General features: G+C 38.6%; 17 protein-coding genes and 1 other RNA gene. 6 read left to right on the top strand and 12 right to left on the bottom strand.

Features of this window, described 5'->3' with window-relative positions; translation table 11 throughout:
• Positions 1-19: 19 nt before the first annotated feature.
• A complete protein-coding gene (aroC, locus tag B9A18_RS03950) occupies positions 20-1,108 on the top strand; it encodes a chorismate synthase (RefSeq protein WP_084287346.1) in 1,089 nt (362 codons plus the stop codon).
• A 76-nt stretch (positions 1,109-1,184) separates the two neighbouring features.
• Here aroC and B9A18_RS03945 read toward each other — a convergent pair whose 3' ends face one another.
• Positions 1,185-3,608 carry an alpha-ketoacid dehydrogenase subunit alpha/beta gene (locus B9A18_RS03945; protein WP_084287446.1) on the bottom strand — a complete coding sequence of 808 codons (2,424 nt, stop codon included), beginning with the start codon at positions 3,606-3,608 and terminating at the stop codon, positions 1,185-1,187.
• A 131-nt stretch (positions 3,609-3,739) separates the two neighbouring features.
• Here B9A18_RS03945 and B9A18_RS03940 point away from each other — a divergent pair, with 131 nt between their 5' ends.
• The 5 genes from B9A18_RS03940 (at position 3,740) to B9A18_RS03920 (ending at position 7,327) form a co-directional block, all read left to right on the top strand.
• The gene (locus tag B9A18_RS03940; RefSeq protein WP_084287345.1) at positions 3,740-4,132 is read left to right on the top strand and encodes a DUF1573 domain-containing protein; all 393 of its coding nucleotides are present in this window, start codon (positions 3,740-3,742) and stop codon (positions 4,130-4,132) included.
• Between the two features lie 96 nt (positions 4,133-4,228).
• A complete protein-coding gene (locus B9A18_RS03935; protein WP_084287344.1) occupies positions 4,229-5,431 on the top strand; it encodes a pyridoxal phosphate-dependent aminotransferase in 1,203 nt (400 codons plus the stop codon).
• Between the two features lie 65 nt (positions 5,432-5,496).
• Positions 5,497-5,862, top strand: a transfer-messenger RNA (tmRNA) gene (ssrA, locus tag B9A18_RS03930).
• A 135-nt stretch (positions 5,863-5,997) separates the two neighbouring features.
• Positions 5,998-6,363 (top strand): ISAon1 family transposase N-terminal region protein, encoded by a 366-nt coding sequence (locus B9A18_RS03925; protein WP_084287343.1) that lies wholly within the window; start codon positions 5,998-6,000, stop codon positions 6,361-6,363.
• The gene (locus B9A18_RS03920) at positions 6,344-7,327 is read left to right on the top strand and encodes an ISAon1 family transposase (RefSeq protein ID WP_084287342.1); all 984 of its coding nucleotides are present in this window, start codon (positions 6,344-6,346) and stop codon (positions 7,325-7,327) included. The genes B9A18_RS03925 and B9A18_RS03920 overlap by 20 nt, the downstream gene beginning before the upstream one ends.
• Here B9A18_RS03920 and B9A18_RS03915 read toward each other — a convergent pair.
• The 11 genes from B9A18_RS03915 to B9A18_RS03865 form a co-directional block, all read right to left on the bottom strand.
• Entirely contained in the window at positions 7,278-8,237 is a 960-nt protein-coding gene (locus B9A18_RS03915) for a recombinase family protein (protein ID WP_144009387.1), read from the bottom strand. The genes B9A18_RS03920 and B9A18_RS03915 overlap by 50 nt on opposite strands.
• The gene (locus tag B9A18_RS03910; protein ID WP_084287445.1) at positions 8,228-9,406 is read right to left on the bottom strand and encodes a S8 family serine peptidase; all 1,179 of its coding nucleotides are present in this window, start codon (positions 9,404-9,406) and stop codon (positions 8,228-8,230) included. Before B9A18_RS03910 ends, B9A18_RS03915 begins: the two co-directional genes overlap by 10 nt.
• 64 nt (positions 9,407-9,470) lie before the next feature.
• Entirely contained in the window at positions 9,471-12,431 is a 2,961-nt protein-coding gene (locus B9A18_RS03905) for a M16 family metallopeptidase (protein WP_084287340.1), read from the bottom strand.
• Positions 12,432-12,448: 17 nt separating this feature from the next.
• Positions 12,449-14,320, bottom strand: coding sequence for a M61 family metallopeptidase (locus tag B9A18_RS03900; RefSeq protein ID WP_084287339.1), 1,872 nt, complete (start codon positions 14,318-14,320; stop codon positions 12,449-12,451).
• Between the two features lie 74 nt (positions 14,321-14,394).
• Positions 14,395-15,282, bottom strand: a complete 888-nt coding sequence (locus tag B9A18_RS03895) for a DUF6263 family protein (RefSeq protein ID WP_084287338.1) — start codon at positions 15,280-15,282, stop codon at positions 14,395-14,397.
• A 107-nt stretch (positions 15,283-15,389) separates the two neighbouring features.
• Positions 15,390-16,547 carry a TlpA disulfide reductase family protein gene (locus B9A18_RS03890; protein WP_159452603.1) on the bottom strand — a complete coding sequence of 386 codons (1,158 nt, stop codon included), beginning with the start codon at positions 16,545-16,547 and terminating at the stop codon, positions 15,390-15,392.
• A gap of 57 nt (positions 16,548-16,604) precedes the next feature.
• A complete protein-coding gene (locus B9A18_RS03885) occupies positions 16,605-17,759 on the bottom strand; it encodes a TlpA disulfide reductase family protein (protein WP_159452602.1) in 1,155 nt (384 codons plus the stop codon).
• A gap of 6 nt (positions 17,760-17,765) precedes the next feature.
• Positions 17,766-18,665, bottom strand: coding sequence for a TraB/GumN family protein (locus B9A18_RS03880; RefSeq protein ID WP_159452601.1), 900 nt, complete (start codon positions 18,663-18,665; stop codon positions 17,766-17,768).
• 17 nt (positions 18,666-18,682) lie between these two features.
• Positions 18,683-20,743, bottom strand: a complete 2,061-nt coding sequence (locus tag B9A18_RS03875; RefSeq protein ID WP_084287334.1) for a carboxy terminal-processing peptidase — start codon at positions 20,741-20,743, stop codon at positions 18,683-18,685.
• A 70-nt stretch (positions 20,744-20,813) separates the two neighbouring features.
• On the bottom strand, positions 20,814-22,100 hold the full coding sequence (locus B9A18_RS03870) for a TlpA family protein disulfide reductase (protein ID WP_084287333.1): 1,287 nt from the start codon (positions 22,098-22,100) through the stop codon (positions 20,814-20,816).
• A gap of 41 nt (positions 22,101-22,141) precedes the next feature.
• Positions 22,142-23,827 carry a RagB/SusD family nutrient uptake outer membrane protein gene (locus B9A18_RS03865; RefSeq protein WP_084287332.1) on the bottom strand — a complete coding sequence of 562 codons (1,686 nt, stop codon included), beginning with the start codon at positions 23,825-23,827 and terminating at the stop codon, positions 22,142-22,144.
• Positions 23,828-23,834: the final 7 nt, after the last annotated feature.

Below are 23,834 nucleotides of genomic sequence, written 5' to 3'. Positions count from 1 at the left end.
TAAATCTAAAATCATAAATATGGCAGGCAATACATTTGGTCAGTTATTTCGCATCACTACCTTTGGTGAATCACATGGAGTGGCCATAGGTGTTGTTTTAGATGGCTGTCCTGCGCAATTACCTATCGATCTGGAGTTTATCCAGTCGGAATTGGATAAACGCAAACCAGGACAATCAAAAATCACGACACAACGTAAAGAGAGCGATACTGTTCAGATCTTATCGGGAACATTTGAAGGTAAAAGTACCGGCACTCCTATTGCCATGCTGATCCCTAATGAAGATCAGCGCAGTAAGGATTACAGTCACAATACCGACGTTTACCGTCCTTCTCATGCTGATTATACCTACGATGCGAAATATGGCATCCGCGATCACCGTGGTGGGGGACGTTCTTCTGCACGTGAAACTGCGGCTCGTGTAGCGGCAGGTGCCATTGCAAAGTTATTATTGAAGCATCACGGTATCGAAATATTTGCCCATGTTTCGGCTGTAGGTCAGATTCAGGCACCAAATTTAGCCCACGATGATGTAGATACCTTATTGGCGATAAGAGAAGAGAATATTGTGAGATGTGCAGATCCTGCAACGGCTCACCAGATGATAGAATTTATTGATGGGGTAAGGAAAGATGGTGATACAGTAGGTGGAAAAGTGAGCTGCATCGTAAAAAATTGTCCGGTGGGCCTAGGCGATCCGGTATTCGATAAGCTACATGCGGATCTGGGTAAGGCTATGTTGAGCATTAATGCTGTACACGGTTTTGAATATGGCTCGGGCTTTAGCGGTAGTGAGATGAGGGGTTCAGAACATAACGATATTTTCCTCGCCAATGGTGATCAGCCTAAAACGCTAACCAATTTTTCGGGTGGCATACAGGGTGGTATTTCCAATGGTATGGAGATCAATTTTACAGTTGCTTTTAAACCGGTTGCCACAATTATGCACAACCAGCAGACCATTAATGCGGCAGGCGAAGCCGCTGAGATTAAAGGTAAAGGCAGACATGATCCTTGTGTGGTACCGAGAGCAGTAGTTATTGTTGAGGCAATGGCTGCACTGGTACTTGCAGATCATTTGCTTAGAAACAGAACAAGCAGGCTTTAATAACAAAAGAAGTCTTTAAAAAGAAAAGCCGTGTAAGTATAGACTTACGCGGCTTTTTATGTTTAGGCAGCAGATCCTAAAATATACCTGGGAATTTACCCGGATTACTTTCATTCATCATGCTATATATAGCTTCGATTACATCATCAACAGAAGGCTTACTAAAGTAATCACCATCAGATCCGTATGGCGGACGATGTGCTTTAGCGCTCAGCGTTTTAGGTTGACTGTCCAGGTGATAATATCCTTTTTGTACTTCCAGAATCTGCTGTAACAGATAGGCTGTTCCGCCACCCGGCACATCCTCATCAACCACCAGTAATTTATTTGTTTTGGCTAATGATTTTGCACAGATATGATCTGTATCGAAAGGCAATAAAGTTTGAGGATCTACAATTTCAATAGAAATACCCATTTGTTGCAGTTCTTCAGCTGCTTCTTCCACAATCCTTAAAGTAGAACCGTAAGAAACTACGGTAATATCTGTTCCTTCTTTAATTACCTCGGCTTTTCCGAATGGCACGGTATATTCACCTACATTTTCAGGTAATTTCTCTTTCAAACGGTAACCGTTCAAACATTCGATTACCAATGCTGGTTCATCAGATCTGAACAGGGTATTGTACATTCCGGCAGCTTGTGTCATGTTACGTGGCACGCAGATGTGCATACCTCTTAATGATCCGAGGATCATTCCGATTGGAGAGCCCGAATGCCATACACCTTCCAGTCTGTGTCCACGTGTTCTGATAATAACAGGTGCTTTTTGACCTGCTTTGGTGCGGTACGACAAACTGGCCAGATCGTCACTTAATATGTTTAGCGCAAACAACAGGTAATCCAGGTACTGAACTTCGGCAATTGGGCGTAAACCACGCATAGCCAAACCTATCCCCTGTCCTACTATGGTCATTTCTCTGATTCCTGTATCAGTAACCCTCAGATCGCCATATTTTGCCTGCAAACCTGCGAAGCCTTGATTTACATCACCAATAGCCCCCAGGTCTTCGCCAAAGGCTACAAGGCGCTGGTCGCGTGCAAAGTTCGAGTCGAAACAAGCGTTCAACAACTCACGGCCGTCGACCATTTTACTATCTTCGTTGAATACAGGTTTCAGTTCATTTACTAAAAATGGACTTTCGGCCCCATCAGTAAATAGTTTCGAATTGTATCTGTCTTCGTTTAGTCCAATCTGATCATTATACCAGGCTAAAAGTGCTTTTCTTTCAGAAGAAGTATCACGAACTGTTGAGCGCAATGCCTTTCTTGCTGAAGAGATCACTTCTCTCCTCTGTGCATCAGGTGTACTAGCCAACAGCGCAGTAATTTTAATCAGTGCGGGATCGCCATTAGCCAATCCGTTGATCAATTCAATAGCCTGATCTTTCTCTGTTTTTATAGCAGCAAGGAATTCATTCCAGGCTTCTTTTTGGAATTCACGAACAAGTTTCTTGGCGGCATTTTCAAGTTCCAGCAGTTCTTCTTCAGCGATGATTGCCGATTCCAGCATCCATTTCCGCATTTGAACGATACAATCGAACTCTTTCTCCCAATCTAATCTAGCTTTATCCTTGTAGCGTTCATGCGATCCTGAAGTAGAATGGCCTTGCGGCTGAGTTACTTCCGTTACGTGGATCAGTACCGGAACGTGTTCATCCCTGCATATATCTACTGCACGCTGGTATGTTTCGCATAATGCGGGATAATCCCAGCCTTTTACTTTAAATATTTCATAACCGGCAGCATTTTCATCACGCTGAAAGCCTTTTAATATTTCTGATATATCTTCTTTTGTAGTCTGGTATTTTGCCGGAACAGAAATTCCGTATCCATCGTCCCAAACAGACATTGCCATAGGCACCTGTAAAACACCTGCAGCATTGATGGCTTCAAAAAACACACCTTCTGATGTAGATGCATTTCCTATTGTTCCAAATGCCACTTCATTACCTTTTACAGAGAAATTCTTTAGGTATTCAAGTTCCGGGTTTTGTCGATATAATTTAGAGGCATAAGCCAATCCAACTAACCTGGCCATTTGTCCACCTGTAGGTGCAATGTCAGAAGAACAGTTTTTCATTTCTGTTAAATCCTTCCAACTGCCGTCTTCATTAATGGAACGTGTTGCAAAATGGCAGTTCATTTGTCTTCCTGCTGATGCCGGGTCTGCCTCTACGCTTGGGTTAGCATATAATTGGGCGAAAAATTCTTTTATGGTACAAATTCCGGCAGCAAAAGCGAAAGTCTGGTCTCTGTAATATCCCGAGCGCCAGTCGCCCTTTTTAAAGGCCTTAGCCATGGCAATTTGCGGAAGCTCCTTACCATCACCAAAAATTCCGAATTTAGCCTTCCCGGTCAATACTTCCTTTCGGCCCAATAAACTAGCTTGTCTGCTTTCGAAAGCTATTTTATAGTCGTTCACAACAATGGTTTTGAAGTCATCAAAACTTAACTCCGAAGTGTCTATTGGATTTGTAGTAAGTTTATTATTTGGCATCATAAGTAAATCGATTATGCGGCAAAGATACATAAAATCTAAAGTATGACTTAACAGTGAGCGGTAATTTATATCATGGAATACTTTTTGTTTTATAAATGAAAACATTAAATTTGTTCTAAAACAACATTGAAATGAAAAAACTAATTCTGTTATTTACGTTAATCTTAGGTATAAGTGTTGCGGCGAATGCTCAGTCGAAACCAGCTGAATTCAAGTTTGAAAAAGAAACCCATGACTTTGGTAAAATACCTTTGAACAAACCAGCTAAGGTAGACTTTAAGTTCACCAACATTGGTGATCAGCCGTTAATCATTACTAAAGTTGAGTCGACTTGTGGCTGTACTGTTCCTGAGTATACCCAAACCCCAATTAAAAAAGGTGAATCAGGTGTGATTAAAGTAACTTACAATCCAACAGGTGCTGCGCTTCCATTTAGCAAAAGCATTACTATTACTTCAAATGCAAAAACTACTACCAAAGTATTGTACATTAAAGGAGAAACAGTAGCTGCAGCAAGTAAATAATCGTTAAAGAGATATTTTTTTATTAAAACCTCGTTAATCAACGAGGTTTTTTATTTTTGTCCCAGACTAACATATTAATCCTGTTTATTTTCCATCATGCCAAATATTTCAGAAAAAGGGCTGCAAATGCCCGCTTCGCCTATAAGAAAACTAACTCCGTTTGCTGATCAGGCAAAAAGAGAGGGTAAAAAAGTATATCATTTAAATATTGGTCAGCCTGATATTGCTACGCCAGAGGGCATGTTGAATGCTATTAAAAATATCGACTTTGATGTTTGGGCTTATACCCCATCTGAGGGAACGCTTAGTTATAGAACTAAACTTACTGAATATTACAACAAACTTGGTTACAATATTACGCCGGAGGACATTCTTGTTACTGTCGGTGGATCGGAAGCCATTACTATTGCTATGCAAACCTGCGTTAATGAAGGTGATGAAATCATCATTCCAGAGCCTTTTTATGCAAATTACAATGGTTTTGCCTGCATGAGTAACGTAGTAGTGAAACCTATCCTTTCTCATATTGAAAATGGTTTTGCTTTACCGGCTATTGCTGAATTTGAAAAACTGATTACGGATCGCACTAAAGCCATCATCATTTGTAATCCAAACAACCCCACAGGTTACCTGTACTCAAGAGAAGAGTTAGATGCTTTAAAAGAGCTGTGCTTAAAATATGATCTGTTCTTATTTTCGGATGAAGCCTACCGTGAGTTTTGCTATGATGGCAGAGAATTCATCTCTCCTATGCACCTTGAGGGCTTAGATGAAAATGTGGTCATTATGGATACAGTATCTAAGCGTTATAGTGCTTGCGGTGCAAGATTGGGTTGTTTAATTACTAAAAACAAAGAAGTGATCAAATCAGGATTAAAATTTGCGCAGGCAAGGTTAAGTCCGGGTATGGTTGAACAAATTGCAGGTACTGCGGCAGTTGATACTCCTGATAGTTATTTTGAAGCTGTGAACAAGGAGTATACTTTACGTAGAGATACCCTGGTAAAAAGGCTAAACGACATGGAAGGTGTGTTTTGCCCTAATCCAGGTGGCGCGTTCTATGTAGTAGCTAAATTACCTATTGATGATGCAGATCAGTTCTGTCAGTGGATGTTAGAAAGTTTCAGCAACAATGGTGAGACTGTCATGATGGCTCCGGCAACAGGATTTTATTCAACTGAAGGTTCAGGTAAAAATCAGGTAAGAATGGCTTACGTTCTTAATACAGAAGACCTTAATAAAGCTATGGATTGTCTGGATATTGCATTAAAACAGTATCCTGGTAGAACTATGGCATAATATTCGTATATTTGTGCGTTGATGGTTGGAAAGGAGTAGTTAGCCACACACCATCAACGCGTACTGGGGTCGTTTTGGATTTGACAGGGTGACGCTAAGTATGTTAGCATGCAGTGCGTTGTACGGAGAGCACTTAAAAGAGAACGTTCACACTATAATTGGCGAAAATAACTACGCCTTAGCTGCTTAATTTAGAATTAAATAGCTTTTGTCCCTCTAACTGCTGCGATGTTAGGTTAGAATCTGGGGCATCGAAATAACAACGCTGGCAATTGTAAGGTACGATACAATTGCGAGATGAAGTACCTAAGGTGAACGGTTAGGTCGGTTTCCAGCCCGCCAGATCCCTACAATCAATTGGAAAATAAGCATGTAGAAGGCATAATTTATCACACGACTGGACAAGGGTTCGAACCCCTTCGACTCCACCCAAAGGGGAATCACTTATGATTCCCCTTTTTTTTTCATAAATCAACAAGCCTTTCTCCTTCATTTTGGATCAATCCCAAATGTTGTGGAGCAGCGGTTAAAAATATAGATTTGCATTTTTATACCATTTTATATTTATGCCATCAGCTGCTGCATCTTTACTCAGATTATTTCTGCCAGATTTTATACTAGAGAATTTTGAATTCAAAGGAGTTATTGAGGATAGTGAAACCTTTCACATCGAACTCGAAGAACTGAATGCTCCACCCTCGGAATGGGATGGTATTAAAGTTTTGTCCAAAGGTTTTTTCCCTCAGATTGTGATTCAGGATTTCCCTATCCGTGGGCATAAAGTATTTTATCACATCAGAAGACGTAGATGGCTCAATACAGAGACTTCTCAGGTAGTTTACCGAAATTGGACTTTAGTAGAAAAGGGAACGCGAATGACAGGAGATTTCGCGGCTTTTTTAAAAGAAATCAATCGATACAGCCCCGAGTAGCGTAGATGCCATCAGTTCATTCTATGGTGTAAAGACTAAAAACCTACTTCGTCAATATCGTGATTACCTCAGTGATTTTAAAAGCTGGGATCAGAAATCACATGCAAAAGACTGGCTGTTATATCCAGAAAACCTCGGTGAACAGCTTTCTATAGACGAAACCAGTTTGTCCCATGGCGAACTTTACACGATCCTTACCAACAAAGCAGCAAAAGGTAAGAAAGGGGCCATTGTTGCCATTGTAGCAGGAACCAAAGCGGAAACCGTCATTTCAGTACTGAAAAAGATTCCTGAAAGAGCCAGGAAAAAGGTAACTGAAGTTACCCTGGATATGGCAGGTAATATGGAATTGATCTGCAAACGTTGTTTTCCACAGGCAACTAGAGTGACCGACCGGTTTCATGTACAGAAACTAGCTACTGAAGCGCTCCAAGAGATGCGGATCAAATACAGGTGGGAAGCTATGGACGCAGAAAATGAAGCCATAGAACAATCAAAAAAGAGAGGCCGCCCATTTCAAGCGGAAGTACTCCATAATGGAGATACAATCAAACAATTGCTAGCTCGTAGTAGGTATGTGCTGTACAAAAAGCCTTCGGGCTGGACAGATAGTCAAAAAGATCGTGCAGAACTCTTATTTGGAAGATTTCCTGATCTTAGAATCGCCTACGGACTCAGTATCGGACTTAGTCAGATCTTTGAAAATACAACAGATAAAGTCTTTGCACTAGCTAATCTGGCCAAATGGCATGAAAAAGTAAGGCAAACTGGTTTCAAGGCTTTTAATACAATTGCTCGTTCGATACAAAACCACTATCAAACCATTCTCAACTACTTTGATAATAGATCCACGAATGCTTCTGCAGAATCTTTCAACGCTAAGATAAAGGCTTTCAGATCACAGTTTAGGGGAGTCAAAAACATTGAATTCTTCCTGTATAGACTAACTCAACTATATGCTTAGCAACGGAAAAATCATTCCTGCTCCACAACTTTTGGGATTGATCCTTCATTTTCAACGCATTATGATCAAACATCTGTAGCATCGTAGGTGTTCGATAGATACCCTCAAAATAGTATAAATTGCTGTCGAACACCAATTTTACGAATTCTCTCTTTCCGAGCAAATCAGATGCAGTATAAACATGTTTCATATCAGTTAGAAGGTCAATATGTCTCGCCAAAATTTTAAATGCCTTATTAATATCTGTTCCCATACGCTGAATGGCGGCCTTTAAAGAAAATATTTGGCTATTATAATTTGAAGTCCATCTATCATAGGTCTCACGGGTAATTTGATCACTAATAAACTTTTCTTCTACTGCATTCAGTTTGTCTTGAACACTGTCTAACTCTTCTCTCTTACCAACTATCGCCTTTTTATTTAAAACTGCTTCTTTATCAAGTCCTTTTTCAATTGTTTCCTTTATGTACTTAACATCAGATCCTTCCAGACTCATCAATTCAGTTATGCCAAGCATCTGATCATGTGCTTTGATTGCACTAATATTGCTATGACGTGGTAATTTGCATTTATAATAATAGTAATATCTACCTGCTTTCCCTCTGGATGGTGCACCGGTTAAAGGTTGTCCGCAATGACATTTTAATATCCCTCTTAATGGAATATTTTCGTCAAAAATTGTTCTGGTTTTCTCTGGCCTCCGCAATTTGTTTTGAACCATTTCCCATGTCGTGAGATCAATTAGTGGCTCATGCCTAGCCGGGAACAATCCCCCAGGATGTTCTTTGAAGGCTCTTGCGTAGACCATTCCAACATAAGACGGGTTTTTCAAGATCCTCTCAATTGTCATCTTTCCTTTTCGCAGATATCCCATTTTTTTTGCTTCCTCACCAATTATATTTAAAGGCACATCACATATTTGTTAGCTTTCGGAAGAGTTGAGTAGATCCTTACACCTGGGGCAAAAACATCGACATTTTGCTTTCCATAATTTGAAAAAGGGGCAGCTATCCCGCTGCCTGACATGCCGCTGGCTCCTACAGTTATCCAGTTAGAGGCAGTAAACAAACTGTCTTTCGATACCGGCGAAGGATAATTAAATTCCTTATCAATATTTTTTGAATCGTTACCGGCCGCATGCACCAAAAGGACATCCTTTTTTTGTGCATATTTCACCGCATCATCTACCCATTTTTTTCCCGGTGAATAAAATTTGCCGAAACTCATGTTAATAACTCTGGCCCCGTTATCAACAGCATAGCGGATAGCTAAGGCAATATCTTTATCGTATTCATCGCCATCGGGAACGGCTCTCAATACCATAATTTGCACATTATCTGCTACGCCATTTACCCCAGGATTATTATTTTGTTGCGCACCAATGATACCAGCTACATGAGTGCCATGCATAGGATCAGTAGCCGTTACATCGCCATTACCATAATTGCTGTCATTAATATCGTTGTAATTATCCCCTACCACTTCGTCCCGGTGATTTTTAGGTTTAGAATTGTACATCTCGGAATCCTTTGTGGTAGCCTGACTTTTGCTGGCAAAACGCCTGGCCATTTTAGCAGCTCTTTGCCACATATTATAATCATAGAGTTCATCCCTGGATAACCTTGAAATCCCGGCGCTGTCTATATTTTCCCATTTCGATTTATATGCCTGGTACACCCTTTCCTCCTCAAGGGATTCTTTGCCTACATTCTTTCCGTCTTTATTGCCTAAAAAATTCCAGCCATGAACATCATCCACATACCCGTTCCCGTCATCATCTTTTCCATTGCCCGCAATTTCACTACGATTTGTCCATAAAACATTTTTCAGGTCTTCATGTGTAGTGTCTACACCGGAATCAATCACCCCCAAAATTGTGGAATTTGGTTTTAAATGACGAGCCTTGAGAAAATCATAAGCCTGTTGCAAACTGATGCCATATACATGATCCTGTTTCCAGTCAAGCAAATACCACCCTTTCAGTGATACACTTGGGCCATTATTGTTTTGAGCCAACGTACAGAATGTTACAAAAACACTCAGTACTGCCGTTAAAAAGTAGCGTATTGTCCTTCTCATATCCAAATAAATTCTTATGTTATTAATATATCCGACTAGTGGTATTATTGCAAAAAACAGTTTTTTAATACCCAAACAACTCCTCAAATGTTAGCTTTTTCACGTCTCCATAGTTCTTCAAATTCGCTCCTTCTACTACCTCTTTTGATCCTATTATGCAATAAGCATATTTTTTATGGGCGATGTATTTATCTGCAAAGGCTTTAAGATCATTGTAGTTTAACGTTCCCAATTTTTCATAGATCTGCTGACGGAAATCAGTTGTTAACCCTTTATTCTCCAACGCTAAATAAAAATCAACCACCTTTTCATCCGTAAACCGCTGTGTTTCGAGTGATTTCCGGAGGCTCATTTTGGCATTTTTTATGCCATCGTCAGATCGGGGCAGGTCATTTATCAGAGAGTCCATTCCATTAATGGCATCATCCATTTTATCGGCCTGGCAACCAATAAAAGCGTTCATTTGGTAAGGGTCATTTTTATAAGCAGGCGCTTGAAATGTTGCAGAGGTTGAATAAGCAAGTGCTTTTGATTCCCGCAACTGCTGAAAAACAACAGATCCCATTCCACCGCCAAAATAACTGTTAAACAGGTTTATACCAGGTTGCAACGAAGGCTGGTAGCCCGGTATATTCCTGATCCATTGTATTTGTGTTTGTAACATATCAAAATCGGCAGTATACACTTCATTTTTTTCCTGGATGCGGGGCTGAAATGTTACAGCCGGAGCCGGAATAGGTAAAAAAGCAGCCGGAATGCGATGAACGCTTTTTATTTTTTGTGTAATAGACAGAATAGATTCTGGTCCGTAATAGGTAACCAGATGCTTGTACCCCGTAAGCTGATGCAAGAGATTTACCAATATTGAAGCATTCAGTTGGTCGGGCTGCAAACGGCCCGCCTCATTAAATGGATTTTTGGCTCCATAACTGGCATAACTAACCAGAGCCTGCATCAGTGCTTCTTTTGACGTTTTCGCGTCGGCGCGTTCCTTCTTCAGTTTTTCTTTCAGCTTATCAAGACTTTCTGCTGTTGGTTTGCAATTCGCCAGTAAGTGTTCCAATAAAGCAAGCGCTTTATCAAAATTCTTCTGAATACCAGAAACAACAATGGATGTGCCTTTATCACTAACACGTATTGAATATTCACAGGCCATCTGGTAAAATTCTCTACTGATCTCTTCAGCAGAATACTTATCTGTACCCAATAAACTCAGGTAGTCCACTGCAACAGGCAATAAATTCGAATTCCAGCTTCCCATATCGAACCGGTATTGCAGTTCAAAAAAACCATTCTCCTTGTTGGTTACATACAGGAATCTTGCATTATTTATGTTGCTCTTCGAAATCGCTTTCTCAAAATTTATCCATACCGGTTTTGTGGCAGGAACAGGAACAGCATCCAGTTTTTTTGCAAATGCAGAGCGGTCGGTTTTATTAATCGTAATGGGCGTAATTTTAGGCTTCTTTATTTTTGTAGCGGAAGTCCGTTTTCCTTTACGTTTATAGATGCAAGCATAATTACCTGAAAATACCCGGTTGGCATAATCTACGATGTCTTGTTTAGAAACGGTATTCATAATCTCTAAAAAAGCTGACTCTTTGTCCCAGGTTTGACATCTGTCGGCAATAAAATCTCTTTCCAATGTCATAACACTGGCCATGTTATTTCTTTTGGCCATCGTTACTTCCAGTTCCATATTATTTTTAATAGCCGTTAAAAGCTTCTCGTCAAAATCGCCATGCTGCACCTTTTTAATTTCCTGCCATAGTAATTCCAATGCCTGGTCTGCAGTTTGTCCAGCTTTAGGCATCGCTACGCCCAACACTGTATTATATTTTTGATAGGTTGGCAAAAGCTCAATCGATGCCATTTGCATTTTTTGTGGCATTGTGAGATTGATATCAAACAGCCCTGCTTTTCCATTAGAACATAGCTGAGAAAGCAGGTTGGCCAACAGCTCATCTTTACTGTGAGCGCCTTTAAAGGGCACCCGAAAAGCGAGTACGGCCATCTCCGGTGTAGGGCTAACAATTTCCTTTACAACCGGAGCAGCGAAATCGGGTTCCGCGGCTTGCTGAAACTCAATGATCTTACCCCGCCGCATGTAGGAAAAATTCTGATCTATCTTTTGAATAACTTCATCAGGATTAAAATCGCCCGATAAAATAAGCCCCATATTGTTCGGCACATAATAGGTGTCGTAATACTTTTTAATAGCCCTTAAAGAAGGATTTTTTAAATGTTCAATGGTACCAATCGTGGTTTGTTGTCCATAATTACTGTGGGGATACAGGATTGAATTTACAGTTTCGAACATTCTGAACTCATCGCCATCCAAACCTTTGTTCTTCTCTTCATACACCGCTTCCAGCTCAGTATGAAAAAGGCGAAAGATGGGATTACGGAAACGTTCGGCCTGTACTTTTAGCAATTTATCCAATGCAGCAGCAGGTATATTTTCATCATATACGGTCGCATCAAACTCCGTATGCGCATTGGTACCCTGCGAGCCCATTTCCTTCATGATATTGGTATACTCATTGGCAACGGCATATTTAGAAGCAATGCCCGAAATTGAATCTATTTTCCGGTAAATGGTTTTTCGTTCGCCTTCATTAGAAGTATGATTATAGGCTTCGTACAATTCTTCTATCTGACCCAGATATGGTTTTTCCTTTTCCCAATTGAGCGTTCCGAATTTATCGGTTCCCTTAAACAATAAATGCTCCAGGTAATGTGCAAGACCGGTATGGTCGGCTGGGTCATTATTGCTTCCGGTCCTCACCATCATTTTGTACGTTACACGGGGTTCTTTTTTATTTAGATGCAGTATTACCTGCAAACCATTTTCCAAAGTATAGAACCTGACTTTCTCTGGATCATTTGTTACATAGCGGTATTTATATTTACCCGTGCCTGCTTCTTTCCAATTGTATTTATTTTGAGCAGTAGCATCGTCTGGTAAAACACATAACAACAAATAACAAAATGCAATAAACAGCTGAACAAGTTTATGTTTCATAAAATATATAATCTTCTTTAATAACAGTTACTTTTTAACCATGAATCTCTTACAAGATGTTGAGATGGGGTAAGTTCGTTTTCCTCCATCAACAGCATTTTATATCGTTCCTCTTCTATTTCCCTCAACGATGAAACAGGTGCGGATAGTTTTACTTCCTTCATTTCCCCTGAATCATTTTTACGTTTTACAACTACAGTCAGCGTATCGCCTTGCTTTATTTTTCGTTTTACAGTCTCGATTACTTCCATATAATTATCTGTATTAACATCTATATTGTTAATTTGCACTAGCTCATCCATGAGTTTGTATTGCATAAGCTTTCCAAAAGCATCCATTTTGCTTGCATTCACAATATTAACTTTGCTCCCACCAAGAGATGTTATACTGATATTACCGATAGAATTTACCTCTCGTTTGAAATAATCGTGGTAAGACACCCCAGCCATTGCAAAAAATTCGGTGTAAGGTATAGGCGCTTTGCCTGCTACGTATTTATTGAGGAAATCTTTTATTTCGGGAAAGCTGAGTGCAGCTATTTCATCAAATAACTGATCATCTTCAAAATATTTACCTCCGCCGAATTTTATTCCCAAATCGTGTTTCAGTTCCATTAATCCATAACGCCCTTTAGAAAGATGCAGTAGGTATATATCAAGACAGGCATTGATCAACGCTCCCTTTAAGTACACATTCGGGTATTGATCGGCATAAGTAGTCGCTACTTCTTTACTCATTACAGTAAACGCAAGGGTATCTTTAAATTCCTTTTTAGACTTGATGATTTTTGAGGTGAGCTCCTTGAAAAATTTGGACACTGTTGTTATACCTGCCTTAACCTGCACATGATGTGCATCGTATTCTGTTGATCCTTCGTACAACCACAAATGTTTTGACAAAATAGGTTGCTGATAATTGAACTCACGGATTTCTTTTGAGCTGATGGCCAATGGCGTAATGATATGAAAAAACTCATGCGCCGACATATCGACTACCATTGATTTTACTTTGGCCTCGTTAATTTGTGGAAATGCATAAAAAGAAGAATAGCTATGTTCCAATGCGCCCATTACCTCTTTCGGGTTTACCTCATCATTAAAACTATACAGGAAAGCGTATTTTTTTACAGGTAACTTTCCGCCAAGATAAGTCTGTGTAGCGGTAAGCAAATTCCCCATTGTTTTGGCCAAAATTGCAGCTTCTACCCGCTTATCTGGGGAATAAACGGAAACAAGCACCTGCGTGCGACCCAGATTTACACTAACAGTATCGGGTTTGCAATACATAATGGGCGAATCATATAACTCGTGCACATTTTTTAATTGAAACAGATCAGTCGTTTTTGTACTGATGGATGGAGTAAGCGCTGTTGACCCATAAAAACCAGCAGGTTTCTGAAACTCTACATCAAAGGGTAATTTTTCTAGTTTATCGAAATAGCCAAAAAACCCGGGTGTATTGATAACATACTGTTTGTTTAGCTCGATATTGGTGCCCCCCATGGGATAAATAGCATTTTCACTAATTTTAGTATGCCAAGTATCTTCCACCACATAAGTGATTTTATACAGCTGTTGCGCATGGTCAATCTTCCAGCTATTTACATTTTTATGCTCAACTGTTAATTCTTTCCCTGTTTTATCAAACGCTTTCAGATTGTGTACAAAGCGGCCATAATCACTGATGGAATAGGTGCCAGGAACAATAGCAGGAAAGAAATATTCAATACTCGGATGATTGATTTCTGGGGTTAACAATTCCACCTGTAAAGTATGATCGGTTGCCTTGGTAAGGTCAATTTTATACTGGTATTTAGCCTGGGCAAAAAGGCTTAGAGGGTTTGCAGCCACAAAGCCTGCAAACAAAATAGAAAACAAAAAATGTTTCATTGAATCCGGATATGTTTTTAATGTTAAATGCTTTATTTACTGTTTTTATCGAACACAAAAGGCGAATAGACTATTTATTGCAACTTTTTGATGGTAAACAAATTCAATTTAGTTACAGTCCATTTATCTTCGCCCTTATCTGATTTCATAACCTCATTACCATTCTCCTCACTTTTACTTTCTATTAAAAGCCCCGTTGTTTGATCTACTGATGCTGTTCCTTTAGTGGTAAAATTGCCAGAAAACTTGAAGTCAGTACCGTTCGGTGTCCCATCGGCCGACCGCTTCGATGTCACATCGATAAAAATTATGTGCCCTTCAATGCGGTTAATCGTATAAATAGCATTAACCGTATGATTAACACCCTCTGCATTCACAGATAAGGTGGTATCCCACTTTAAACCCGTTACCAGTTGAGCATCAGGGATCCCCCCTCCAAATATTTTTTTAACGAACTTATTCAATTCGTCATCGGTTTGGGGAAATAACCTTACATCTGGTTCTAAATCATTGGGCTGGGATAGATTCTCTAGATCTGGCCTTTCTTTGATGGCTGTAACTTTTCGAGTGTCGGTTGTAATGGTAAACACATAGCTTTTACCAAGAATATTTTTCACATTTTCACCCATCTCTCCGGCCATATCTTCTTCCTTTTTCGAATCAAATAAAATATCGTTTTCTGCCATTGGGGATTTGTTACGAGACTTTATATCGCTAAATGTGAGTTTAATATTATAAAGTCCTTTGTCTTCACTCAATACTTCGAATGTACTGCCTAAAGTATTTTCCATAACGAGAACTATACTATCGCCCTCCTTTTTCATTTTTCGGATATTGTTATTGTTTTGTTCACAATACCACTTACTACCAACCTGTAGTTTCAATTGTAAACCCTTTTGCGCCTTGCTCGAAAAAGCAATGAATACAAAAAGCATGATCATGATTATTTTGCTATTTTTCATTTTTTTTATAATAATTATTAAAGAATGAACTGTCAAAAAATAGGCTTTATGTATTTTTCTTAGCTCTTGGTAAAAAAAAGTTCCCTATACAGGCAACCTATTTAACATTATTTGTCCAATATTTCTTTCAGTTTTTCATCCAACTCTCCGCCAAACAGATCTTTACCAATAATAATTCCATTGTCGTTAATTAAAAAGTTACGGGGGATGGAGACTACATTATACATTTTAGATACAGTTCCTTCTTTATCCCACACATTTATCCAAGTCATTTTATCGTCTTCAATAGCTTTTAACCATGCTTCCCTACTTGATTCTTTTGGCGATGTAATACTTAAAACAGTAAATTTTTTATTGCCATATTGCGCTAATGCGGCTTGTATATATGGATTTTGAGCACGGCAAGGCGTACACCAACTTGCCCAAAAATCCACCAGCACATATTTACCTTTAAATGAAGAGAGTGCAACTGATTTTCCATCTACATCTTGTAAACTAAACTGCGGCGCCGGACTTCCTATTTCCGTTGTTGCGGTAAACTTTATATAGCGCTCCAAATCTTTTGCGGCAGGCAAAGATTTTATGTTAGGCATTAGTGCATTAAACGCCTCCATAATTTCTTTGTTACCGATGGATTTGCCTTCGTTACAGATCACCCGTAATGCCCAAATAGACATAGGAGATTCGGGATGCGTTTTAGCATAGGGGTAATATAATTTTTTAATGATTGCTTCCGAGTCTTGTTTTCCTTCTTCTATTATTCTGCTCATGGCTGCCGTATCGCCTTTCTCTTTATACGCATACCATTCTTTCTGTCCCTCCCCTGCAGTTGCCCTAAGTTTTTCTTCGGCTTTTTTTATATACTCAAAATCTTTTTGCCAGGTAGCCCCGTTTACTGCAATGTTTGAAAAAGAATCGGTAGAATTGACAGAAATAGTGCCTGCATTAATAAAAATTTTGGCAATATTTTCAGGAGAATATAAAGGGTTTACGGTGGGCTTTTCCCCTTTAGGATATTGACGGATTACTTTTAAAGTAGCATCGTGAGGTTGCAATATTTGCGCAACAAAAGTATATTCGTTATTTTCAACATTTGCTGAATCGACAACAGATTTCCCTTCTGCGTTCACGTAGTAAAAAATAATTTTTTTTGCCGAGGGGATATTTGTCAGTGTCCCATTTAATTGTAATAAAGCTGGGTATTGAGCTTTTACTTTCAATAAAAAAGAAAATAAAATAACAATTAAAATAACTATTTTTTTCATATGCTTAGATTTTACGCTGCAAACTGGCAGCATCATTATTTAAATTTGTGATAAGGGCTACTTTCTAAATATTTCTTTTAATTTTTCTTCTAATTTTTCACCCATTAAATCGTTGGCAATAATTTCGCCTTCGGGATTGATTAAAAAATTTCTAGGGATGCTGGTTACGTTATAAAGCTTAGATACGTTACCCCTATCTTGAATAAGTTGTGTCCAAAACAAATTATTGGTACGAATAGCTTTCATCCATTTTTCCGAATTATCTGGCGTATCAGAAGATATGCCAACCACCGTAAAATTTTTATTTTTATACCCGTTATATGCCCTTACTACACTGGGCATTTCGGCCATACAAGGCCCGCACCAACTTGCCCAAAAATCAAGAAACACGTACTTACCTTTAAAAGAGGATAATTTTACTTTTTTACCTACTGTATCTAATAATGTAAAATCTGGGGCCATGGCACCTGATGCCGCTGTTGAAATTTTTCTTAAATAGGCCGCGTATTTTTGGGCCGAAGGCATTTGTCGTATTTCGGGCGAAAGCGATTGAAATAATTGTTCAATTTCCTGATAATTTTTAACATCAACGCCTGCATATGTTTTTAAAGCATATAATGCCAATGGCGATTGGGGCTTTGCTTTTATATAAGGCAGCATAACTCGTTTATTCATTTGTTCAAAGGCGCCTATATAATCACCATCTGTACGGTGCATATTTACAGTATCTCCTTTTGATTGATAGCTCCGAAAAACGGCGAGTGCTCGCTTCGCAGAATCTGCCCAAAATTTTTGTCCATTCATTAATTCTACATAATCATGTTGCCATTTGCTGCCTTCAACTGTAATATTTCTAAATTCATTTTCTGAGCTTATCGTAATTTCAGAAGGATCAATGTACACATAAGCAAAATCCTTCGCTGTCCTTTCTTGGCGCCTCTTCGATTCTTTATCTGCGAAATATTCTACTTTTAAAGTAATTACTTGAGGCTCATTAATCTTGCCTGAAAAGGCATACTGCCCGTTGGTTACCAGCAGCGTATCTTTTATTTGACCTTCGGCTCTACTATATTCAAGAATTACTTTTTCCACATTGGAAATATTACTAAATGTGCCATTTATTTGAAACAAACCCGATTGCTGGGCATAAATTGGCTCTGCAAAAAAGACAGTGATTATGACCACCACTATTATTAAACCTCTATTTTTCATAACCATTTAATTTTTTATGCCTTCAACGGTGTATCCGTTTTTTATAAATAAATTAATTAACCCTTCTGAGCCAAATAAGTGTGCAAACCCAACAGCAATAAATAGGCTTTGAGTTTGCAACTTTTGCTTAAAACGAGGCATCCATAGTTTATTACGCTCTTCACCTATAATTTTAGCAAACCTATCGGAAGTTCCGCTCCTGAGAACACTATCTAATTTTACTGCATCTTGCCCTATATATAATTTTAAGGTTTTTAAGTAACCATTATTTTCTTCGGTAAGGTTGTTCAGTAACCTGATTTTTGCCATCAAGCCTTTTGCCTGCTCCTCATAAGGTATGCTATCCATAAACCCTGCTTGCTCTTTGTAAGTAGAAATGCCGGTTAATTTTTTATCATTCTCCTTACCCAATGTTAAAATAGCATCTTCCATATTGCTTATCTCATTGGGGCAGGGTAATAAAGCCACGCTAATGATCGAATTAAAAAGCGCAGGCTTCAGCGTGTTTAGCGCTTCTTTCGGAACTCCAATCTCTGGGTGTTTTTGATAATAATTGTTTACCGTATCCATTTCCTTTGTAGTTAGTAATTGATTAAGTTTTACATCATTAACCATATCGTTATACTTCTGTGCAATAACCATTTGTGCTGAATTGCTCAAGTCAACCTCAAAACAAACTTCATCTACACTTTTAATCGCCTGCTTTACTAAATCGCTTATTAAGCCTTCTGCATCTTTTTTACAAATGAGATGGTTACTGCCAAACAAATACGATGGTTGGGTTAACCCATTGCCGGAGATTTTCCAAAATAAAGTATTTACAACAGGGACATTACTTTGCGCAGGCAGCCTTGTTGAAACAACAAGCCCTATCATAAGGAAGATTATTGTTCGTATCTGTATCATACAATTCATTTAATAAATTATTTTTGCATTAGTTTTATCGCCTTGACGGCCAGATTTAATTGTACATCTCCAGATAAATATTCCTGCCATTGTTTGTTGAGTTTTGCTTTGTCTTCCTCATCTTCCTCTTGGCCGTTTATAATAAATTCCTGCTGCTTTAAAGTAGGTAGCCCCACTATTAGTTTCTCTTTTAAAAGAGAAACACGTACGGCTTCACCTATTCCATTAGCGGTTGCTTTTTCATGAGCTACAAACTTTTCCCAGTTTAGAGGTATAGGTTTCGTTTGCTGCTTTTGCAGCCAAGTTTTTGCTTTCTGTATAGCAGCAAATTGTGGGTCTTTTTTTACCTGCTCATTAAGTATGCGTTTTGCCTTGGGGATGTCATACCCAAAATTATAATAGGTATAATTGGCAGGAGGTACTGTATCTGCTTGGAGCGCACATGGGCGTTTCCGCTCTCTTATCTGAGGCATTTCTCTATAGTCGGGTACGATTACATCGGGTATTACACCAGTTAACTGTACCGAAGGCCCTTTAATTCTATAATACTTGCCCATTGTAATATTTAACTGCCCATATTTATTATTGCGTATATCCTCAGCTGATTCGCCCTCAATAGCTAGCGAGAAAGACATAAACATTGATCCTTTACCCAATGTAGGGAGGCCAATAATAATAGCCCGGTTATAATCCTGCAGGCAGGAAGAAAATAATTCAGAGGCAGAGGCACTACGCTCGCTTACTAAAATAGCCAGAGGCCCTTTGTAAAGCATTGTGGGGTCACGGTCGACCGTTACACTTACCTTTCCTTCTTTGCTAGAACGTTCTTGTGAAATTGGCCCCTGAGGAATAAAATAGCCGGCACACGTTGCGACCAGCTCATGCGCACCACCAGGATTTGATCGTAGATCGATGACAATACCATCCACCCCTTCTTTTATTAGCGCTATTAATTGCCCCTCCAAATCAAGGGCTACATTATTATTAAATTCCGGTATAACTATATAGCCGGTTTTCCGATTTTCTTTTTTAATAATAAAACCCCGTACTTTGGCGGCAGCATTTGCTATTTGTCCTCTTTTTAGTGTTACAGAAAAATTTTCAGCATTTGCATTACGGAAAAACAAAATCACCTCACTGTCTTCTTCACCTATTATACGTTGGATAACTTCCCCAAGATTCCAGCCTGCAATGTTTTGAGTCTCTTTACCCGGCTCCTGAATAGCTAACAATAAATCACCGTTCTTTATTTTACCTGATAATAATGCCGACCCACCTTTAATTAGTGATAATACGCTGAAATAGCCATTTTTTTCATCCAGTTGCATGCCCACGCCACAAATATTCCCTTTATTTCTAGAATCCATTACGCTCGCTTCTTTAGGAGTATTATAAGCGGTATGGGGGTCAACGGTGAGGCATACTTGTTTTAAATAATCCCCTAAGAAATCAATCGTAGAAAAGCCCATTTTAATTTTAGCGCACCTATTTACAAACTTCGTGTTTACTAAGGCCATCGCCTGTTTTTGTATATTAGCTATACCTGCATTAACATTGCTTTTTCGCAATACCCCCATCGCTTTAAGCACCTCGTACATCAAATATTTTTTCAGTTTACTTTTTTGTACTGAACTGCTAGCTGGGTAAGTTTTGGATATCGTTTGCAAATCAATCGCTTCATTATTCAGATTAAAAGGTTTCTTTAAAATATCCTCGCAATTTTTTTCAAATTCATCTACCCTTATTTTATAACGTTTCAGCACCTCTATATAAAATAAGGGAGGATTTCCATTTAATTCATCATCCAGGGTAAGGGCATATTTCTTCAAATAATCAATATCGGTTTGCAATAGAATAAGGTGTTCTTCATCTAGCGAGTTAAGGTACAAGTGAAACAACTTACCTGAAAAAGCATCATTAAACAGGGATTTCCCAATAAATGAGTTCTTCTTGAGGGTTTGACTTACACTATGAAAAATTTGATTACCATTATCATTCTCTACCTGTTGTGCATAGAGGCAGTTAGAGGTAACAACCAGCAAAAAGAGGTTTATTAACAAAAAAAATCGTTGTATCATATTTTTATTTTACAGATTGTTTGAAAATAAAATGCCTGATAAATCCTTCCTTATCAGGCATTTTATCCACTTATTTTTTTAGGGCCTCTTCAATTTTCGCTTTTATTTTAGCATCGATATCCCCAACATAGCCTGTTTCTACAAGGATTATTTTTCCTTTTTTATCAATCACGATATTGGTTGGAAAAGCGCCTACTTCCCAGGTGTTAGCTATTGAGAGTCCATTCGAAATAATGCGATATTTAAACTCTTTTGTTTTTAAAAATTTAATTAAAGACTCCCTATTGTTCGTAGCAACGCCTATAAACTCTACGTCTTTGCCTTTGTATGCATCTACCAATTTATTCAATAAAGGCATTTCTTCTCTACAAGGCATGCATTCTACATACCAAAAATTTAACACCACTACCTTCCCTTTGGCTTCGGCCATATTAAATTTGTTGCCGTTTATATCTATTACATTGATATCACCAGCCTTTGTACCAACTAACTTATCTTTCAAAGTGTTGTTTTCATAATCAACACTTAATTTAGAGGAACTGGAAGCCATTGTTGAGCCGGCATCCTCAGCATTAACCGATGTTGAAGCCATATTTGGTGCATTTTTTCTTTCCTCCATTGTTGCCTTTCTAAACTTAATCGCTTTTATGGTATTTTTACCATCAACAAAAGTTTCCCCATTTACATAATCTTTAACATTAAAGAAATATTTACATAATTCTTTACTCAACCCTTTGTTTTTATCCATATCACTATCGTCTTTAGTGAATGCAGGAATAAATTTCCCTTCAGGATCAAAAAAAGCTACCCGGGTAGGATTCGAGAATGAACCACCTCTTATTACCGGATCACCCGGCTTTTTTACGAATTTAGTTAAGCCTTTTGTAAATTCTTCGTACTTGGTATTCGGGTCAAATTCAATGGGTTTCATCAGTTCTGGATTATTAATATCCTCCCCATCACCCAAATTTCGTACTTCCCCCATACCAGCTTTTTTCATAATTGCCTCTTTTGCTTCTTTTTCCTCGGCAGATGCCCTACGTATCAGCATGGCCAATATGGTATTGAGGTCTTCCTTTTTTACATAGGGTACCACTATAATATTTGGATCCATCATTTTTTGCATAAACTGATCTCCTGTTAGGGACGTCCCATCTTCAAAATAAACGTCTTTACCTAAGGTAGGGTTAAAGGTTTTGCCTTGCTCTGGCGTTATTTTAAACGGATCAAGCGGCACCAGCCCTTTTAAAGCCGGTATATTGTCTCCTGGTTTTTTAGAATCCTGAGCATGAACAGTAACCATACTGCTAACCCATAATAAAATAACTATAGCCATTACTAATTTTAATTGTTTCATATCTTTTTTTATTTAATGATTAAAAAATTTTAATTTAAAAACTATCTATATTCTATATTTTGTAGAATATTAGAATTTTGTTGGAGTTCCATTGCAGGAATAGGAAATATATTATATTTAGGTGTATAAGAACGTGGTGCAACTACTGCATTGGAACCAACCTGTAAGGTAATATTTCCGTTTGTCCTGTCTACAGTACCTTCGGGGCAGGCCATTACAGGGGTGATTACTGTAGGTCCTATATTCCAGCGAACAATATCGAACCAGCGCAAACCCTCGCCAACCAGCTCCACTCTACGTTCTCGGCGCACCAAGTCCCGCATGGCTGTTTGATTAGAGGGTGTAGCATTAGGCAAACCGGCCCTACTTCGTAATTGATTAATGGCGTCATATACACTTGCATCTATCTGTCCTGCTTCTATTTTCGCCTCGGCATAGGTAAGTAATACTTCAGCGTAGCGTATCACCATTACATTGCCTCCGGTATTACTCAGCCCAGCGGTTGTTCCGTAAGGAGTACCATAATAATCTTTTATAATACTTAGGTATTTTTTGAGGTTATACCCTGTAGGTGAATTAGAGGGAACCGCTTTATCGTTACTCAAAAAAAGATAAGAATTAGGAACCGGCATAGGCCATTCAGAGGGATCGGAAGGGGTAATAGGATCAAAATAAATGCCATTGTACCATAATCCCGGTCTAATAATACTAGCATCCAATCGCTTGTCGCGATTCTTATACGGTTGTGAAGGATCATAGCTAGGGTCGTTGGCAATAGTTAAGCCATTAATTGTTTCGTATTCATCCACCAAACTTTGTGTCATACCTACTGCACTATTTCCAACAGGATAAATACCAATCTCCGATAAAACATTTTTTTCATTTTGGTTTATTTTATATTGTATATCTAAAATATCCTCCTTATTCACTATTGCATTTACATTCCCTGGCCTGAATAATTCTTCGTACGCATTAGCGTTAGGATTGGGTAAAGTATATACACTGTAATTGAATGGAGCAGTCATTAATTGTGTGCAGGTGGCAATACAATCGGTATATTTTTTATTAAATAATTCTATCCTTGCTTTTAACGCCAGCGCTGCCCCTCTTGTTATACGTCCAACATCGGCAAAATCAGTATATTCGACAGGCAGGTTAGGGGCAATCGCCGCCAGTTCATTTAACATAAAATCGGTAATTGCTGCTTTAGATTTTTGTTTACCGACTCTTGCCTCTGCCGCCGTTTGTGTGGCCGTTATTAAAGGCACATCCCGGTAATACTGGGTTAAAATAAAGTAACGGTAGACCCGTATAAAACGGGCTTCGGCTTTTACTCTTTCCCTTAAACTGCCATCCACAATAGAACTATTTACCTTATCTACATTTTCTAAAAACCAATTGCAGGTATAAATAGTACCATATTCATAAAAAACAGGGCTAAAATTTATCGCAGCCGTAACTCTGCCTGAAGCAAACAATTCATACATCCCACTGTATCCATTGTAATACTCATTATCTGTAAAACAGTCGTTCCGTAATATATTACTTGCACTTTCCCAATTGGCATAACAACCATTTATGGCGGCTATTACATCTTTTTTGGTACTCCAAAAGGTTTTATCGGAATAAGCATCTTGCGGAGCCACATCCAATATATTTTTCTTGCAGCCAATTGTTAATAACATTATGGCTATACTAATATTGATACTATAACGTAGTTTTTTCATGTGCTTA

It is taken from the genome of Pedobacter nyackensis (assembly GCF_900176505.1).
GTDB classification, from domain to species: Bacteria; Bacteroidota; Bacteroidia; order Sphingobacteriales; family Sphingobacteriaceae; genus Pedobacter; species Pedobacter nyackensis.
This window is presented reverse-complemented; position numbering and strand designations above follow the sequence as displayed.

Bases quoted from the DNA above. Each gene is read 5' to 3' on its own strand.
- B9A18_RS03870 (WP_084287333.1), bottom strand. From the start codon at position 22,100: ATGAAACAATTAAAATTAGTAATGGCTATAGTTATTTTATTATGGGTT.
- aroC (WP_084287346.1), top strand. From the start codon at position 20: ATGGCAGGCAATACATTTGGTCAGTTATTTCGCATCACTACCTTTGGT.
- B9A18_RS03880 (WP_159452601.1), bottom strand. From the start codon at position 18,665: ATGATACAGATACGAACAATAATCTTCCTTATGATAGGGCTTGTTGTT.
- B9A18_RS03875 (WP_084287334.1), bottom strand. From the start codon at position 20,743: ATGATACAACGATTTTTTTTGTTAATAAACCTCTTTTTGCTGGTTGTT.
- B9A18_RS03895 (WP_084287338.1), bottom strand. From the start codon at position 15,282: ATGAAAAATAGCAAAATAATCATGATCATGCTTTTTGTATTCATTGCT.
- B9A18_RS03865 (WP_084287332.1), bottom strand. From the start codon at position 23,827: ATGAAAAAACTACGTTATAGTATCAATATTAGTATAGCCATAATGTTA.
- B9A18_RS03890 (WP_159452603.1), bottom strand. From the start codon at position 16,547: ATGAAAAAAATAGTTATTTTAATTGTTATTTTATTTTCTTTTTTATTG.
- B9A18_RS03905 (WP_084287340.1), bottom strand. From the start codon at position 12,431: ATGAAACATAAACTTGTTCAGCTGTTTATTGCATTTTGTTATTTGTTG.
- B9A18_RS03910 (WP_084287445.1), bottom strand. From the start codon at position 9,406: ATGAGAAGGACAATACGCTACTTTTTAACGGCAGTACTGAGTGTTTTT.
- B9A18_RS03945 (WP_084287446.1), bottom strand. From the start codon at position 3,608: ATGATGCCAAATAATAAACTTACTACAAATCCAATAGACACTTCGGAG.
- B9A18_RS03925 (WP_084287343.1), top strand. From the start codon at position 5,998: ATGCCATCAGCTGCTGCATCTTTACTCAGATTATTTCTGCCAGATTTT.
- B9A18_RS03885 (WP_159452602.1), bottom strand. From the start codon at position 17,759: ATGAAAAATAGAGGTTTAATAATAGTGGTGGTCATAATCACTGTCTTT.
- B9A18_RS03940 (WP_084287345.1), top strand. From the start codon at position 3,740: ATGAAAAAACTAATTCTGTTATTTACGTTAATCTTAGGTATAAGTGTT.
- B9A18_RS03935 (WP_084287344.1), top strand. From the start codon at position 4,229: ATGCCAAATATTTCAGAAAAAGGGCTGCAAATGCCCGCTTCGCCTATA.
- B9A18_RS03900 (WP_084287339.1), bottom strand. From the start codon at position 14,320: ATGAAACATTTTTTGTTTTCTATTTTGTTTGCAGGCTTTGTGGCTGCA.